The organism is Sphingopyxis alaskensis RB2256 (genome assembly GCF_000013985.1).
Lineage (GTDB): Bacteria > Pseudomonadota > Alphaproteobacteria > Sphingomonadales > Sphingomonadaceae > Sphingopyxis > Sphingopyxis alaskensis.
In genome coordinates this window covers 2,650,509-2,666,580 of record NC_008048.1, presented here as the reverse complement: position 1 = coordinate 2,666,580, position 16,072 = coordinate 2,650,509, and the positions used below count along the sequence as shown (strand labels likewise).

The following is a 16,072-nucleotide window of genomic DNA, read 5'->3' as shown; positions in this document are numbered from 1 at the left end:
GAAGATAGGAGCGACCTTAGTCGCTCGGTAAAAAATTTATCGGCGGCGGAGGTGGATGGCGTCAGACCTCCGTTCGACGGCGAGACCGAACAATATGGCGATCCGCTCGGCGAAAGCGTCGGTCTGGCTGATGTGGAAGCGGCCCGACACTTCGCGGGCGGCTGTTGCGCTTTCGTCGATCACGATCGGCACCGCAGCGTAGCGATTGGCTTCCGCGACGAGCGCGCCGAGTTTGATCGATCGATAATCTGCCCAACCTTCGGTCCAGTCTGGCTGAATGACGGCCGCCGGCGCCGCGACAGGTTCCAACCGGTTGCCGGGTCCATAGGCGAGAGCGCTTCCCGCCTTGAGGGGCATGGTCTGATCGACGTCTGCATCCGCGCGTACCTCTGCTGCGCCGCGGCGCAGCGATGCGACCACTCTCCCCGATGCGGCGAGACGCAGATCGATTTCCGCATCGTTTGCCGTCGCTTCGCCGCGCCCGGCCTCGATCCGGAGTGGCACATCGCCCGGCGCGACCGACAGTCTAACCCGGCCCCTCACGAGACGAACGCTTCGTTCGCCATGCGAAAAGGCCACGTCGAGCCGGCTGTCGGTGTCGAGCGTCGCGCGCGAACCGTCGACGAGCCGGAAGGTGCGAATCTCGCCGCGCTGCGTCTCGAGAGGTTCGGCGGCAAAAGCCGTCGCGCCGCCGCCTGGCTGGCCGGGAAAGGGGGCGCCCGCGGCCCCGATCGCGATGATCAGGAGCGCGAACGCAGTAGCGACCGCTCCCCATGTGAACCAGCCGCGCATCGGGCCGCGGCGCGCCTCGGCATGCGTGGTTCCGTGGCGCTGTGACGTCTTGAGGATCGCAAGCGCCGCCATCCGCTTTTCGGCGTGCCGATAGGCTTCGCGATGTTCTGCAGATGCTTGTAACCACGCGTCGAATTCGCCGCGCAGCACCTCCGCATCCTCGCCGCGCATCTTGACGAGCCAAGCCCGCGCAACCTCGTCGACCGGATAATCGTCGTCGCCGGCCTTCGTCATTTCTCGCTGTCCACCACCTTCGCGATCCGACCGAGCGCCTTCATCATATGATATTCCACCGTCGCAATGCTGATGCCGAGCTGTTCATGTATCTCGCGATAGGAAAGTTCGTCCACCCGGTGCATCAGAAAGACGCGGCGCGTCTTGGGCGGCATTGCGTCAACGGCCTTCTCGTAAAGTTCCAGAAGGTCCGCCGCTTCGAGATTCCATTCCTGCGTGGCGGGCGTCACGGCATCGCTTTCTTCGCGCAGCGAAAATAGAGCTTTCGGCGCAGACTTGCGGCGTCGCGCCCGGTCGATCAGCAGATTCTGCGCAATCCGGCGAAGAAAGCCGCCCGGGTTGACGAGCTGATGCCGTTGCTCGCTGCCTGCCGCACGAGCAAAGACTTCCTGCACCAGGTCGGATGCTTCCTCGGGTCCCGCCTTGCGGCGCAGGAAATGAAAGAGCGACGAGCGGTGCGTGCGATACACCGTCTCCAGATCCTGTCCGGTGGCGGGCCGATGTTCGGCCGGTGCCGGGCGATCGTCGGGATGCACATGACAGGCCGACGACACCGAAAAGGGGTGGCGTAGCGGAGCGTCGTCGCAGCAGGTACAGGAAGACACAGCAATTGTCCCGAAGGCACGAGCCGAACCATCCCGCCGAAGCGAAATGCTCGTCTCCCAGTGCTGCGCCGCCGTTCGGTCGCTTGTGCGATCCAGGGTCCGGTTCGGCCGCCGGTCCGGTCAAGGACTGGCGCATATAATGCCTGGCGAAATAGTTCGCGCGAAAGCTGCCAGCAATGCTCCCGCGCGCCCGAATCATGTCAATTGCGGGCGGCTGTGACAAGCAAAAGCGTCGATCCGGCAATATTGGCCGCTCAGGACTGGCGGCCGGGATGCGCTGCGAGTGCGCGCGCATAGGCATTGGCCTCGCGCGCGCGCCGCTCATGATAGCCGAGCAGCAGGCTCCGCATCTCGGTCTGCGGTGCGGCATCGACAATGGCCGCCTCGAGCAATTTATATTCAGCCTCGACATCGCCAAGGATCGCGGCGTCGAAATGCCGCGAGAACTGGAGCCGGTCACCGATTGCGGCGATGTTGGCGACGATCTCGGAGTTCGAAGATCGATCCGCCACCGCCAGGAACAGATCGGCGATCCGATCGGGATAGGGCTGATCGGCGCTCACCGGCGTTGCCAGCCGATTTGGCGCTGTCGCGAGCGCGGCGAGTTGCAGGACCAGGTGCAGCTCGAGCAGGTCGCGAAACTCGGTCTCGGTAAGGCGGTGAACATGAAAGCCGTCGCCCGGCGTGAAGTCGACCATGCGCTCGCCATTGAGGCGGTAGAGACCGTCGCGTACCGGGGTCATGCTGACCCCGAGGTCATCGGCGAGACGCGCGGCCTCGATTCTGGCACCAGTTGCCCATTCGCCTGTCATCAGCCGGCGCTTGATCGCCTCATAGGTCGGCTCGAACACGTGCGCGGGGCTCATGCGCCTGTCCTTTCGGTGGCGGCGAAGGTGGCGACCGCCTCGGCCTGGTCGGGACGCAGGGCATCGATCGCGCCGAGATGGGCGGGCCTTTCATCGGTCAGCAAGACCGAAGGGCATTGGCCTTCATAATTGCCGAGATTGGGGCGATGCTGCGCATAACCGGCGAGCGCAGCCAGTTCGGGCGGAAAATGCCGAGCGACCTCGGGGGGATAGGCGAGCCACAGATTTTCATAGGGCTTGAGCCAGCCGAGGCTGTAGCTGACGAGCACGCCGCGCCGGACTTCCTTGCTGAGGTTCGTTCCCGCGCCGTGTGCGGTCGATCCGAGGAAGCAGATCGCTGACCCCGGCTCGCATTCGGCGAATATCGGCTGGCCGAGATCGGTCTTTGCCATGCCCGCAGCCCCATGGCTGTTCGGGAAGATGCGCGTCGCGCCATTTTCTTTCGTGAAGGGCGTGAGCGGCCATAGGACATTGACCAGATATTCCTGGGCGCCATCGGCGCCGCGCCACATATCCTGATCGCGGTGCGGATATTGCCTGACTTCGCCCGGATGGATCTCGATTGCCTGGGTGAGGTTGAGCTGGATCCGGTCGCATCCCGTTCCGAGGATCGTCTCGACGGCGGGGAGGATGATCGGATTCAGCACCAATGCGGCCATATGCTGCGAGCGCTTGAGCAGGCTGCCGAACCGCTTGGTGCGGCAGCCGTAAAAATTGCCTTCGCAGAAGGGCGTCGCGGCGAAGATCGGGTCGAGATCCTTCGCCAGGGCGTGGACGCGGGCGATCGCCTCGTTGCGGACGATGCAATAGCCGGTGCGGCGCAATTCCTCGACGAGCATCGCGCAAAGATCGGCTTCGGTGAGATCCTTCTTCATAGCGCCGGCTCCCCGCCTTCCTCATATTTGAGCATGAGCGGCGCATAGGTCCCCGTTCGTTTCAGGCCGGGGAGCGTGTCTTCGTCGATCGTGATGTTGAACGCGACGATCCGGCAATTTGTATCTCGGTGGACGGGTCCCAGCGTGCGGCAAACCCAGCCGAACTTGCTGATACTATGGTACCAGCCCGCCTCGGCGATCCCGGCATATTCATTTATCCCGTTGTTCAGCGCATAGTCGGCAATTGCGGTCACGAGCTGGTTGCGCGCGTCGCGGCGCTCGTCGGGCGTCTGCGCGGGGTCGAGGCAGAAGCGGCTTATCTCCCACATACTGGTGCCGGTCGGCGGGCCATCGGTGCAGAGATGCGGATAGATGTCGCCGAGAAGGTGCGGCGCCGTGGTGGGCAGGAGCCGCGCCGAAGCACGATGACGCAGATCGTGCGGGTCGAGCAGGATCAGATAACGAGCGTCGGGCGTGTCGAACTGATCCAGCTCGAAACGGCCGTCGAGGACGGGCAAATCCCATTTGAGCTGGTCGATGAAGACCTGCTTTCGCGCGGCAAACATGCCGCGCAGCGCGGCATCCCCGGGCGCGTCGGGCGCCCGCGTCGATTGTGCGATCATGATGATTCCTTGGCTGTGGAGCCGGAATCAGACCATCGATCCTTTGCGGCCGCCATGCCCATTTCTGGGCAAGGATTTTGCGATTATGCGTGGCGCGTCAGTTCGGGCGCCACCAGTCGTAGATGTCCGAGAAGCCGATCAGCCCGTCGAACAGCGCGCACAGGATCAGCATCGAGCGGCAATGCACCGAATAGCGCTCGCGCGCCATCTTGAGGTGGCGCACGACCGTCTCTTCGCTGATCCCGAGAATATCGGCGATCTCGCCGGCGGTCTTGCCGCGCGCCGACCAGAGCACGCATTCGCGTTGCCGTTCGGTAAGTATCGGGCGTGGCCGTAAAGGAGAGGAGCCGATCAACTCACGCGCCGAAGCGATGGCGATCGCGCCGAGGATTTCGGCGGCGTGGAGCATGTCCGCCGGAATGTCCGCGTGCGGACGGACTGCGAAGGAACAGGTTCCCGATGCCTCGCCGGGCAGATGGCGAGGAACCGTGAAGCCGTCACCGACGCCGCTATCGCGCGCCACCGACAGCAATTGGCGGTCGCCGCGGCTCAGCGGAATATAGCGATCGACGTGGCGCCATTCGAAGCCGGTCAGCGATCGCTCGCTAGCGCGGCGGATCGGATCGGTTCCGCTGAGATCGAAGCCGACATAGACCTTGGCCCAGGCGTCGGGATAATTGTGCACGAGAATCGACGCCGGTTCGCCGGTTCCGCGCCGATCGAAAGCAAGCGCGAAATGGTCGAACCCCATTCGGCCCGCAGCCTTGGTCAGTGCGGCAAAGAGCTGCTCTTCTCTGTCTGCTCCTGTAAATTCCTGTGCGAGTTCCTCTGTCAGATAATAATGCTTCACATCGTTCATCGGCCGCCGGCGCGTTCCCGACCCGCTCGCCTGCGGTCCGCTCCAACTATCGCCGCGAACCTTTTCCATTTCGGCGCGGGCGAACGGGGGAATTTCCGACGGGTCCTCACGCCCTGTCCGACCGCTGTTCCCGCAGCCCGGCGCATGGCGATCGATCGGTCAGCGAGATGTAACAGGTTGATAATCCGGGTAAAGGGCTTGGGTCTGACAATCGGACCCGCTTCTGGATCTATTCCGGCTGCACACCGCCCGTTTTCAGAGCAGTGATGGCGCATCCGCGGGCGGCGCCTTGCGGCTGAACCAGGGTACTTCGGTGCGCTCGACGGCGAGGCGATCGGCGGGATATTTTGCGACCAGCGCCATCGCCTCTTCGGCAGGCGCATAAAGCCAGGCATCATGATCTTCGGGGTGCAGGATGACCGGCATGCGATCATGGATGTGGAACAGTTCCTCGGTCGCATCGACCATCACGCCCGTATAGCAATCGCCCCATTCGTCGGTCGGCCGCCAGAGACCCGCCCATGCGGCGAGCGGCTGGTCGGTCACGCTGATCCAGGTTCGCGTCATCTTGCCCTTCTCGCCTTCGGCTTCGGCGAAGGAGGTGAAAGGGATGAGGCAGCGATGTGCGGGGCTGGTGAACCAGGGGCGCCAGAAGGACATCAGCTTGTCGTCGCGCGCATTGTTGACCGGCTTCGGCTTGCTGGTCGGTTTCATATGTTTGAGGCGCACCGGGAAGCCCCAGGTCATGGCCTGAAGAACGCGTTCGCCGCCGTCCTGCCTCACCACGAAACCCTGTCCGCCGGGATAGACATCGCCGGGCGAGGCGTTGGTGGCCTGCGGCCGGCGCGATTTAAAATAGGATGCCACCTCGTCGACCGTCGAATTCAGCGTCACCAGGTTGCACATCGGGCGGCCCTCCGTCAGGCCGCTCCGAGTAGGTCGTCGAAATTCTGCTGGATCGGCGGCGTGATCCTGAAGCTATCCTTGGGGAAGGGCCGCAGCAAGTCCAGCGGTGGACGCTTTCCCATCAACCAGTCGAAGAGATCGTCAGGATGAACCACCCCGACATGGCGGTCCTTATGATGCGCAAGATCGGCATAGGCGGGGACGGTGAGCGCCGCGAAACTGTCGGGCCAATCGCGGTTCCCGGGGCGCCAGGTCGCCGCGATGCATAGGAAAGGTTCGCCGATGAGGCTCGCCGAATAAACTGTGCGTCCCCGTTTCACCAAACCGAACTCATTGGCAAGCAGCAGGCACGGGCGGTCGATGATCGCGGTCTCGGACTTGAGCAGCGGAATCTGAAAGATGTCGGGATTGTGAGACGGCAGGCCCCAGTGGAGCTCCTTCTCACGCTCCTGCTGTCCATCCCAGATGATCACGCGATGGCTCTTGCCAATGCCCACAAGGGCGTCGTCATTCTCGATGTCCATCGGACGGTCTCCTAGGCCCGGAAGCGGCTCAGCGCGCGCTTCCATTCACGTTCGTCGGGCATGGGCAATTGAATATCGTCCTTGCTCGGTTGGACCAGTTCGAGCCGGATCGGCCGAACGCGTTTGCCGGTCCGTGCCTTGCAGCGCGCGCACCAGAATTTTTCGCGCGCCTTGCCAAGATCATCGTCCCACATCTTGCGCTGGAACTTCCACCACAGACCATAAGGATCGAAGGTCGCGCTATGGCCGCAGCGGCACACCGGCCTGACCGCCTGATACCATGCCGCGGCCTCGAACAGATGCGTTGCGCGCCGCCCACCTTCTCTGGTCCAGCCGCCCACGTCACAGCGAAAGCCCGAGCTGGTCGATATGCGCGGGCTCGGGGCTTCCACCCACGCTTTCGGCGATGACGCGGGCAAGCTCGAACGCCGCTTCGACGCGCATGTGACTTGTAGGTGCGGTGAGGCCCACGCGCGCCCAGCCGGGAGCGGCAAGCAGGGTTTCTGCGACTCGGGCGGTATCGATTCTGTCCATGCCCATATGAGAACATAGGAAGAACAACATGGCAAGCCCACTGCGCACGGCTGGGCCCGCCCATGATCCTCGGTCCCGCGGCGGCAGGCCGCCGCGAGCGAGCGCGGGGGTTGCCGGGCCGCGTGGCGGACGGAGTGCGGCGAGAGAGGCTTGCTGCCGGTCCCCCGCGGAGAACCGAAATGACGCATTATGCAAAGCCCCACCGCCACGGCGGCAAATTCACCGGAAGGATCGCAGCATGAAACTGCTCACTGCGGAAATCGCAGCCGCGCTCGCCGCCAATGCTGCCGCGCGGCACGACGCGATCGCGCGCGGCGCGCGCGAGCCCGATCCCAGACCTGTCGTGCGCTTCTTCAGCCCCGTCGGCGCCGCGACCTGGCTTGCAACCGAGGTCGATGCCGACGGCATCCTGTTCGGCCTCGCGGACTTGGGGTTCGGATGCCCCGAACTCGGAAGTTTCTCGCTTGCCGAACTCGAGGGGGTGCGCCTGCCCTTCGGGCTCGGCATCGAGCGCGACCTTCACTTCGAGGCACGCCATCCCCTGTCGGTCTATGCCGAAGCGGCGCGCGCGGCGGGCTCGATCATCCTTGGCGAGCAGCGCCTGCACGCAGCGGCGCGCCGGCTTTCGGCGCGGGGCTGAGGCCGCGGACTTGTTCGGGGCCGCCGGTGGCGGCCCCGTTCGAGGAAGAGGGAAGCCGGGGCTTCGTGACGGGTTTCAGGAGCCGGGAGAGTGTCTCGCGGCGGCCCGTCATGGAGAAGGCCCATGGCCAAATCGCTTCCGAAAATCACCCTCGCCCCGTCGCGCGACATTCCCCTCGACCGCCTGCGCCTGTCGCAGGCCAATGTGCGGCGCGTGAAGGCGGGGGTATCGATCGACACGCTGGCGGCCGACATCGCGCGCCGCGGATTGCTCCAGAGCCTCAACGTGCGGCCGCTGCTCGATGGCGAGGGGCAGGAAACGGGGGAATTCGAAATTCCAGCCGGAGGCCGGCGCTTCCGCGCGCTCGAACTGCTGGTGAAGCAGAAAAGGCTCGCGAAGGACGCGCCGATCCCCTGTGTCGTGGGCGGTGCGGCCAATGACATACTCGCCGAAGAGGACAGCCTCGCCGAAAACAGCTTTCGCGAGGCACTGCATCCGCTCGACGAATTTCGCGCGATGCAGGCGATGGTCGAGAAGGACGCCGGCATCGAGGCAATCGCCGCGCATTTTCACACCACGCCCGCCGCGGTGCGGCAGCGGTTGAAGCTCGCCGGCGTCTCGCCGAAGCTGCTCGAGCTCTATGCCGACGAGGCGATGACGCTCGATCAGCTCATGGCCTTCACCATCGCCGAGGACCATACGCGGCAAGAAGAGGTCTGGGACCAGCTCGAACATAGCTTCAACAAGTCGGCGACCTGGATCCGCCAGAAGCTCACCGAGAACAGCGTTCGCGCGGGTGACAAAAGGGCGCGCTTCGTCGGTCTCGACACCTATCTCGAAGCGGGCGGCAGCATCGCGCGCGACCTGTTCGAATCCGATGGCGGCGGCTGGCTCACCGACCCCGCACTTCTCGATCGGCTTGTCGATGCCAAGCTGAAGGCCGAGGGCGCGCGCATCCTCGCCGAGGGCTGGAAATGGGTGACGACCGCGATCGACCTGCCGTGGGACGCAACGCGCGGGTATCGCGAGATCGACCGCGAAGAGGTCGCGATGACCGAAGCCGAAGCGACGCGCGTCGCCGAGCTTGAAGCCGAAGGCGAGGAACTCGGCGATGAATGGGCCGATGCGCACGACGTGCCCGACGAGGTGCATGCGCGGATCGAGGCGATCGATGCCGAACTCGGTGCTTTGGTCGACCGGCCGCTGATCTTCGATCCCGCGGACATGGCGGTGGCGGGCGCATTCGTCTCGCTCGACCGCGATGGGTCGGTGCGCGTCGAGCGCGGCTTCGTGAAGCCCGAGGATCAACTGCGTGATGGACTCGGCAGTGACAGCGCGTCGGAGCCGGGCGATACGGCGCGCTCCACTGGCCGCGGCGACGGCGAACCGAAGAAGGCGCAGGATGACGCCGAAGGAGCTGAGGAACCGGGTGCGCTGCGCCCGCTCCCCGACCGTCTCGTCTCGGACCTCACGGCTTGGCGCACCCTCGCGCTGCAGGACAGGGTCGCGCAAGACCCGGCGCTCGCCTTCGTCGCCGTTCTCCACGTCCTCGTGCTGGGCTGCTTCTACAGCTTCAGCCGCGAGAGCTGCGTCCAGATCGCGGCGAATCGCGTCTCCTTTTCCAATGCCCCTGCCGGTTTGCGCGATTGCGCGCCCGCGCAGGCGATCGACGCGCGCTCGGGGGCATGGAAGGCGCGGCTGCCGCAGTCGGATAAGGAAGTGTGGAGCTTTCTGCTCACCCTCGATGGGGAGGAGCAGTCGCAGCTCCTGGCGCATTGCGGCTCGCTCTGCGTCAACGCCCAGGCCGAGGTCGTTCCCAAATATGACAATGGCCGCATCTCGGCGCATGGCGTCGAGCGCCGGATCGCCCACAGCCATGTCCTCGCGCTGGCCGCGGGGCTCGATGTGCATGGCGCGGGGTGGCGGCCGACCGCGGCAGGCTATTTCAGCGGTGTGACCAAGCCGCAGATCCTCGCCGATGTCGCCGAGGCGCGCGGCGACGAAGCTGCCCGCATGATCGGCCATCTCAAGAAAGCCGATATGGCCCGCGAGGCCGAACGGCTGGTCGAAGAAACGACCTGGCTCCCGGCGCCGATGCGAACGCCGGGTCTGGACGACATCGATCCGGACGGCGGTGAAATGGCGGTACCCGCCGATGCCGACGAGGGCGATCCCTGCGACGCCGAGCTGCCCGTCGCGGCGGAGTGAGCCATCCGGGCGGGGGCGCATGCCCCCGCCGGATCTTCTTCACGGCGCAGCGGTGCCCGGGAAAGTCGGCCTTTGACGGCTTGAGGCGACACGAGGCCAGTCACGGCTCTCGGTCCGGACGCTGACCCCCGACCCTCGCTAACCCTGCGCCACCCCATCAGCAATGCAGCCCGCGATCGCGCCTCTTCGGGGCATGCGCGCGGCTGCGCGGAGTCCCATCCATGGCACAGTTTCAAATCCTTTGCCCGCACTCGGAAGCCGAGTGGCGGCCGGTCACGATCGAATTCCTTTTCGCACCCAATGGCGACCAGCAATATCTTTGGCCTTCCTTTGACGAAGCCGAAGCCGCGCGGAAACAGCTTCTCCTCCGCGCGCCCGATGCGCAGCTCCGGATCGCGCTCGCGGACGCCGAGATCGGCGACGTCGACTGGCCGGTTCGCGAGAAATTGCGGTTCGCCGACGGCACCTATGCGCCGACGCCCTGGCATGAGGAGCCCTGGTATCAGGAGAAGCACGAAGAGCATTTCTGCCATGTCTCGACCGAGCAGGCGGGCAAGATCGCTTTCACCGAGAATGCGGCGAAGGGCGAGGTCGACCGCCAGCTCGTGATGTCGCCGGGCCGCTACCTTAATCGCTTCTTTTCTGCCCATCTGGACAATGAAGCGATCGAGGGCTGGTGCGCCCGGCTTTCGGTCCAGCTTGCAGAAGATGCGCTCAAGATCACGCAGGACGCCGACGAAATCGAGGAGGTTTATGTCGGCGGTCCCGGCAGCTGCATGTCGCACGGCGCGAGCGACTTCGAGAGCTATTGCCACCCGGTGCGCGTCTATGCCGGTCCCGACACGGCGCTCGCCTATATCGGCGCCCGCGACGATGCCCGCGCGCGCAGCGTGGTGTGGCCCGAACTCAAAATCTACACCAGCATCTATGGCGATGTATCGCGGCTCAAGCTGCTGCTCGAAAATGCGGGCTATGCGAAGGGCAGCCTCAATGGCGCACGCATCCGGCGGCTCGTCGATGGCGGCAGCTTCGTCGTTCCCTATATCGATGCGGGCGATGACCTCGCCGACGACGGCGAATATCTCATCATCGGCCATGGTGAGATCCCGTCCGAGAATACCAACGGCCTGGGGGACCGATGTTGGTACTGCCCGCGGTGCGACCGCGAAACGACGCCGCATGAGGAAGTCTATTTCGGCGACGGCTCGTCGGAAGAATGGTGCTATAATTGCTTCACCGATCACACGACCTTCTGCGCGCATAATGAGCGCAGCTACAGCGATGCCGAAACCTTCATCCCGGTGCTCGCCGATGGCGATGAGCATGACGTGCTTGACGGTTATGTCGAGGCCTTCGGTGCGGTGTACATCGAAGATCGCGGCGAATGGTGGCTCGCGACCTGCTGCCGGAAATGCGATGCCTCGGGCGAATGGTATCATGCGACTGATCTCACCGAATATCATGGTGAATGGCTTTGTGCGGATTATCTGCCCGATCCTGTCGACGATGACGATCCATCGCTCGCCAATGCCCATGTCCTCGCTCGCGACTGGTTTCGGTACGAAATGTCGGCGATCGAACTCGAGGTCGCCAAATGGCAGGCAGCCGGTGAGCGTGCCCGCGAAGAACGGCTGAGGCACGAACGGGAAGCAGCCGAGCGACCTCGCCTCGAAGACTTGCGACGTGGATCTCTTCCGCCGTGCAGCTGTGCCTGCGCGCACGGCTATCCTCCCGACATGCCGACGCCGGTCGATGGCCTCACCTCCGCCGCCGCAGCGCCTCTGGCAGCGACCGCAACCCCTTGCCAGACAGGAGCCTGATCCATGACCCATGACCTTGCGGGCCGCGCCGGCCTCCTCGAAATCCTGTCCTGGGCACGGCCCCATGACAGCGCGACCGAACGCGCCTTCTGCCGCGAATATCTCGACCGGGTTCCCGGCATCCGCGCCGATGGTTTCGGCAACCGAATGCTGGAAATCGGCGATCGCCCGCGCACATTGTGGAGCTGCCATGTCGATACGGTCGCGGCCGTCGGCGGGCACCAGGCGGTGGGCGTCGATGAATATGGCATCGCGCATCTGTGCGACGGCAAAGCGGGCATGTCGCTCGGCGCCGACGACGGCGCGGGACTGTGGATCATGCTCGGCATGATCGCGGCCGCGCGTCCCGGCCTCTACCTCTTCCATCGCGGCGAGGAGCAGGGTTGCCTCGGCTCGCGCTGGATCGAGCGCCACACGCCCGAACTTCTCGCGGACATCGACGCGGCGATCGCCTTCGACCGCGCGGGGCTTGGCGATGTCATCACCCACCAGAGCTATGGCCGGACATGCTCCGATGCCTTCGCATCGAGTCTTGCGGCGGCGCTCAACCGGCAGAATATGGGGTTCCGCTATGCCCCCGACGATACCGGCGTCTACACCGACACCAATGAATATGCCGGCATCGTTTCCGAATGCACCAATCTGTCGGTGGGCTATCAGCGTCAGCACGGGCCGCGCGAGACGCTCGATGTCGTCCACTGCGAGCAATTGCTCGCAGCCATGCTCGAACTCGATGCGTCGCAGCTGGTGATCGAGCGCGATCCTTCCGTCCAGGAAGAGGCCGGTTGGTGGTTCGACCGCGGGCGCAGGCATGGTGGTGATGATTTCGTCGAAGCCGTCGCCGATCATCCGGCGCTCGCGGCCTGGATGCTCGAGCAATGCGGGGTCAGCTATGATGACTTCCAGATGGCGCTGTGGGCCGAGGAAATGGACGACGACCGGGGTTATCGTCCGCTCATGCCGACCTGATACGCGGCATCCGCCGTTATAGCCTGCCGACCGATAGTGTCCGCCATGATCCGATTGGCTTCGACGCCGCCGGTTCCGCAGGTCCCACCGCCAGACGGGCAGGCAGGTCATGCTTGATTCTGAAGTCCCGTTTGTGACAAAATCACGCTCTACGCGCTGGCAGGGGCTGCCGGTGCCGAGCTGTCCGTGCGGATCGCCGATCGCCTTTTGATCGACATCTGCGCGGGCGCAAGGCCTTGGAAGGAGCCCCGCATGGAAAGTCCAGCCCGTGAATTGGCGCGCCGCCTCGCCGACAATGCCGAAGCCGTCTGCCGCCACTATCTCCCCAACGGCCGCCGCGAAGGCCGCTACTGGCTTGTCGGCGATGTCCGGGGGACGCCCGGTCGCAGCCTTTACCTGTTGCTGTCGTCGTCGGGCGACGGGCGCGGCCGGGCGGGGAAATGGACCGATGCCGCGAGCGGCGAGCATGGCGACCTGCTCGATGTCATCGCCGCCAGTTGCGGTCACGCCGAATTGCGCGAGACGCTCGCCGAGGCGCGGCGATTTTTGAGCATGCCGATGTCGATGCCGCAGCCGGCGGGGTCTCGATCGCCGCGATCGCGCAAGGCGTCGACGGGAACGCCTGCGGCGGCGCGGCGGCTTTGGGATGGGTCGAAGCCGATCGCCGGGACGTTGGCCGCTGCTTATCTTGCATCGCGTGGGATCGATATCGACCCAGGCAATGGTGCCATCCGCTTTCATCCGCGCTGCCATTACCGGGCATCAAGCGATGACCCGCCCGATGTCCGTCCCGCCTGGCCGGCCATGATCGCTGCGGTAACCGATGACGCCGGTCAAATCTCCGGCGTTCATCGCACCTGGCTCGATCCGGCGAGCGGCAAGGCGCCCGTCGCCTGTCCCCGCCGCGCGATGGGGAATCTGCTTGGGCATGGCGTGCGGTTCGGACCTGCTGCGGACGTCATGGCCGCTGGCGAAGGTATCGAGACGCTCCTGTCGCTACGCGAGCTGATGCCGGACATGCCGATGATCGCCGGTCTGTCGGCGGCGCATCTCGCCGCCATCCACTTCCCCCAACCGCTGCGCCGTCTCTATGTTGCGCGCGACAATGACGCGGCCGGGTCCTGGGCGATGAAGACCTTGATTGAGCGCGCCGAACCGCTCGGGATCGCGATCGTCCCGCTCGATCCGCGGCTCGACGATTTAAACAGCGATCTCGTTCGGACGGGCCGGGAAGAAATGGCGGCTCGGCTTCGCGCCCTGATGCTGCCGCTCGATGCGGTGCGCTTCCTTGTCCGAAAAACATAGCGGGATTTCGGACGGCGGTGGGCGCCGCTTCATCAAGCGTCCGACCGGGTTGCCTCTGGATCATTCCCGGCAGCCGTGCCTCCGGCCTTCGCTGGGGGGCGACTGCGGCGGCGGATCCGGGCACCGCAATGGCGAGCGCGCGGCTATTTTCCGCCGGGGCTGCGCCCCTTTGCATCGCGAAACAAAATAGCCGCACCCTCGCCATCCTACGCTGGCGCTTCGGCCGCGCGTGCCGCGCGGTGCCGACCCGCACCCGCCGCCGCGGGGGCGTCGCCGCGAAGGCCGCGAGAGCCGCGGCCACCAGAAGCGAGGCATGACATGAGCGACCTGTCAGACTTTTCCGAACGCAGCGAGCCCGCCGAGCCCGGCGCCAGCGCATATCTCCTCCAGGAAATGCAGCTCTACGGCTATCGTCCGTTCGAGGATGAGCCCGACGGGCGGCCGCTTCCCGATGACCGGCTCGCCGGCGGCGCCGTTGCCGACATCTTCGATGCACTCGCGGGCTGCCTCGTCGACACGAGAATCGAGCCCGACCTTGAGGAACTGCTCTGGGGCGTCGTCAATCTCTTCCACGGCGCGGGCACGCGGATCGAGCGCGATCTCGACCGCAACGAGGTGGCGCAGCGAGATCTCCAGCGCGAACAGGATGGCAGCGAAATCCGCTCGGTCGAACTCGAGCGCGCGATCGCCGAGGGCATCACCTTGATCGAGCGGCGCGACGCCATGGAATTTTTCCGCGAATGCGCCGCTGAACAGTATCGCATTCACGCCCGCAAGGCGTGGGTCCCGCGCACCGGGTCGCGCATCCGCCATCAGGCGATGACCGCGGCAATAATCGACAGCCGCGACTTCATGGACCGCCGCCTCCGCGAAAAGGCCAAGGCGCTGATCCCCGAGGGCACCCGCATCGCCTTCAGCGGTGGGCCCGCGTGCAACGATCACCGGCATATCTGGTCGGCACTCGACAAGGTTCATGCCCGTCATGCCGACATGATATTGCTCCACGGCGCGACGCCGACCGGTGCCGAGCGTGCCGCCGCCTGCTGGGCCGACGCCCGCAAGGTGCCGCAGGTGGCCTTCCGCCCCGACTGGAACCGCGACAGGAAGGCGGCTCCCTTCAAGCGCAACGAGCGCATGATCGACGCCATGCCCGCCGGGCTCATCGTCTTCTCGGGCACCGGCATCCAGGACAATCTCGTCGACAAGGCGCGGGCGTTCGGCATCCCCGTGTGGGATTTCCGCATCCGCGAAGCGCCATGAGGTTTCGATCTGGACCCGACCATGCTTGCCATCGGGCGAGCTTGTGACCACAGAAGGAAGGAACGATGCGTACCGATCTCGATCATCTTCCGGCCAACAAGCAGCGCGAGCTCGAGCGCGTAAAGGCGATCATCTTCGAAGAATTCGAAGATGCCGTCGCGCTTTCGACGATGGGCTGGAAGAAGAAGGGCCGGATCGACAAGATCATCTTGTACGGAAGTTATGCGCGCGGAGGCTGGGTCGACGAGCCGCACACGGCGAAGGGCTATCGCTCGGACTTCGATTTGCTGATCATCGTCAACGACAAGCGCCTCACCGACAAGATCGACTTTTGGTCCAAGCTCGAAGACCGGCTGACCCGCGAGCTTGCGATCGACAAGACGCTGCACACGCCGGTGAATTTCATCGTGCACACCCTGCAGGAGGTGAATGACGGGCTGGCGCATGGGCGCTATTTCTTCATGGACGTCGCGCGCGACGGGATCGCACTCTACGAATATGACGACAAGGCATTGCACACGCCCAAGCCGAAGACGCCCGAGCAGGCGTTGGCGATGGCGAAGGAATATTTTGAGGAGTGGTTCCCCCTCGCCATGCAGCGGTTCGAATTGTCTGCGATGGGACGGGAGAAGGGCTACCTAAAGCCAGCCGCTTTCGATCTGCACCAATCTTCCGAATTTCTGTACCACTGCGTCTTGCTGGTCTGCACCTTCTACACCCCGCATGTGCACAACCTCGGGTTCCTGCGAACGCAGGCGGAACGGATCGACATGCGGTTGGTGGACGCATGGCCCCGCGCGTTGAAGGCCGATCGCTCACGCTTCGAGAAGCTGAAAGAGGCTTATGTGAAGGCCCGCTACTCGAAACATTATCGCATCGGCGAAGCGGACCTGCTGTGGCTCGCTGCGCATGTCGAGGAGCTCGGCCGCGCGGTGCATGCGATCTGTTCGGAGCGCATCGCCGAACTGGAGGCCCGTATTCCGACGGCCTGATGTGCAGTGGCGGCCTTGGCAGGGCCTTTGGGCGTGCCTTCCTTTGTCCGGATGATGTCG

General features: G+C 64.8%; 17 protein-coding genes. 7 read left to right on the top strand and 10 right to left on the bottom strand.

Annotation, left to right across the window (positions count from 1 at the left end; all coding sequences use genetic code 11):
- Positions 1–36: 36 nt before the first annotated feature.
- From SALA_RS12890 to SALA_RS12845, 10 genes are all read right to left on the bottom strand, one after another.
- Entirely contained in the window at positions 37–1,026 is a 990-nt protein-coding gene (locus tag SALA_RS12890; protein ID WP_011542802.1) for a FecR family protein, read from the bottom strand.
- Positions 1,023–1,631 (bottom strand): RNA polymerase sigma factor, encoded by a 609-nt coding sequence (locus tag SALA_RS12885; RefSeq protein ID WP_011542801.1) that lies wholly within the window; start codon positions 1,629–1,631, stop codon positions 1,023–1,025. The genes SALA_RS12890 and SALA_RS12885 overlap by 4 nt, the downstream gene beginning before the upstream one ends.
- Before the next feature lie 254 nt (positions 1,632–1,885).
- A complete protein-coding gene (locus SALA_RS16490; RefSeq protein WP_011542800.1) occupies positions 1,886–2,497 on the bottom strand; it encodes a GntR family transcriptional regulator in 612 nt (203 codons plus the stop codon).
- Entirely contained in the window at positions 2,494–3,372 is an 879-nt protein-coding gene (locus SALA_RS12875; RefSeq protein ID WP_011542799.1) for a phytanoyl-CoA dioxygenase family protein, read from the bottom strand. The genes SALA_RS16490 and SALA_RS12875 overlap by 4 nt, the downstream gene beginning before the upstream one ends.
- Positions 3,369–3,995, bottom strand: a complete 627-nt coding sequence (locus tag SALA_RS12870; protein ID WP_011542798.1) for an acyl-homoserine-lactone synthase — start codon at positions 3,993–3,995, stop codon at positions 3,369–3,371. Before SALA_RS12870 ends, SALA_RS12875 begins: the two co-directional genes overlap by 4 nt.
- A 97-nt stretch (positions 3,996–4,092) precedes the next feature.
- Entirely contained in the window at positions 4,093–4,854 is a 762-nt protein-coding gene (locus SALA_RS12865; protein ID WP_041384126.1) for a helix-turn-helix transcriptional regulator, read from the bottom strand.
- 255 nt (positions 4,855–5,109) lie between these two features.
- Positions 5,110–5,760: an SOS response-associated peptidase gene (locus SALA_RS12860; RefSeq protein ID WP_011542796.1), complete on the bottom strand. Its 651-nt coding sequence runs from the start codon at positions 5,758–5,760 to the stop codon at positions 5,110–5,112.
- 14 nt (positions 5,761–5,774) lie between these two features.
- Positions 5,775–6,284 carry a hypothetical protein gene (locus SALA_RS12855; protein ID WP_011542795.1) on the bottom strand — a complete coding sequence of 170 codons (510 nt, stop codon included), beginning with the start codon at positions 6,282–6,284 and terminating at the stop codon, positions 5,775–5,777.
- 11 nt (positions 6,285–6,295) lie between these two features.
- Positions 6,296–6,625: a hypothetical protein gene (locus tag SALA_RS12850; RefSeq protein ID WP_041383350.1), complete on the bottom strand. Its 330-nt coding sequence runs from the start codon at positions 6,623–6,625 to the stop codon at positions 6,296–6,298.
- A 1-nt stretch (position 6,626) separates the two neighbouring features.
- A complete protein-coding gene (locus SALA_RS12845) occupies positions 6,627–6,818 on the bottom strand; it encodes a DUF6771 family protein (protein WP_084764754.1) in 192 nt (63 codons plus the stop codon).
- A 238-nt stretch (positions 6,819–7,056) separates the two neighbouring features.
- Here SALA_RS12845 and SALA_RS12840 point away from each other — a divergent pair, with 238 nt between their 5' ends.
- The 7 genes from SALA_RS12840 (at position 7,057) to SALA_RS12810 (ending at position 16,012) form a co-directional block, all read left to right on the top strand.
- The gene (locus SALA_RS12840) at positions 7,057–7,458 is read left to right on the top strand and encodes a DUF2958 domain-containing protein (protein WP_041383349.1); all 402 of its coding nucleotides are present in this window, start codon (positions 7,057–7,059) and stop codon (positions 7,456–7,458) included.
- A gap of 123 nt (positions 7,459–7,581) precedes the next feature.
- Positions 7,582–9,666 carry a ParB/RepB/Spo0J family partition protein gene (locus SALA_RS12835; RefSeq protein WP_011542792.1) on the top strand — a complete coding sequence of 695 codons (2,085 nt, stop codon included), beginning with the start codon at positions 7,582–7,584 and terminating at the stop codon, positions 9,664–9,666.
- 221 nt (positions 9,667–9,887) lie between these two features.
- Positions 9,888–11,486: a hypothetical protein gene (locus tag SALA_RS12830; protein WP_011542791.1), complete on the top strand. Its 1,599-nt coding sequence runs from the start codon at positions 9,888–9,890 to the stop codon at positions 11,484–11,486.
- Between the two features lie 3 nt (positions 11,487–11,489).
- A complete protein-coding gene (locus tag SALA_RS12825) occupies positions 11,490–12,455 on the top strand; it encodes a M28 family peptidase (protein WP_011542790.1) in 966 nt (321 codons plus the stop codon).
- Positions 12,456–12,707: 252 nt separating this feature from the next.
- Positions 12,708–13,760, top strand: a complete 1,053-nt coding sequence (locus SALA_RS12820) for a DUF7146 domain-containing protein (protein WP_011542789.1) — start codon at positions 12,708–12,710, stop codon at positions 13,758–13,760.
- 318 nt (positions 13,761–14,078) lie between these two features.
- Positions 14,079–15,020, top strand: a complete 942-nt coding sequence (locus tag SALA_RS12815; protein WP_011542788.1) for a DUF2493 domain-containing protein — start codon at positions 14,079–14,081, stop codon at positions 15,018–15,020.
- Between the two features lie 65 nt (positions 15,021–15,085).
- Complete coding sequence (locus SALA_RS12810; RefSeq protein WP_011542787.1) at positions 15,086–16,012, top strand: nucleotidyltransferase; 927 nt, start codon at positions 15,086–15,088, stop codon at positions 16,010–16,012.
- The last annotated feature ends 60 nt before the right edge of the window (positions 16,013–16,072 follow it).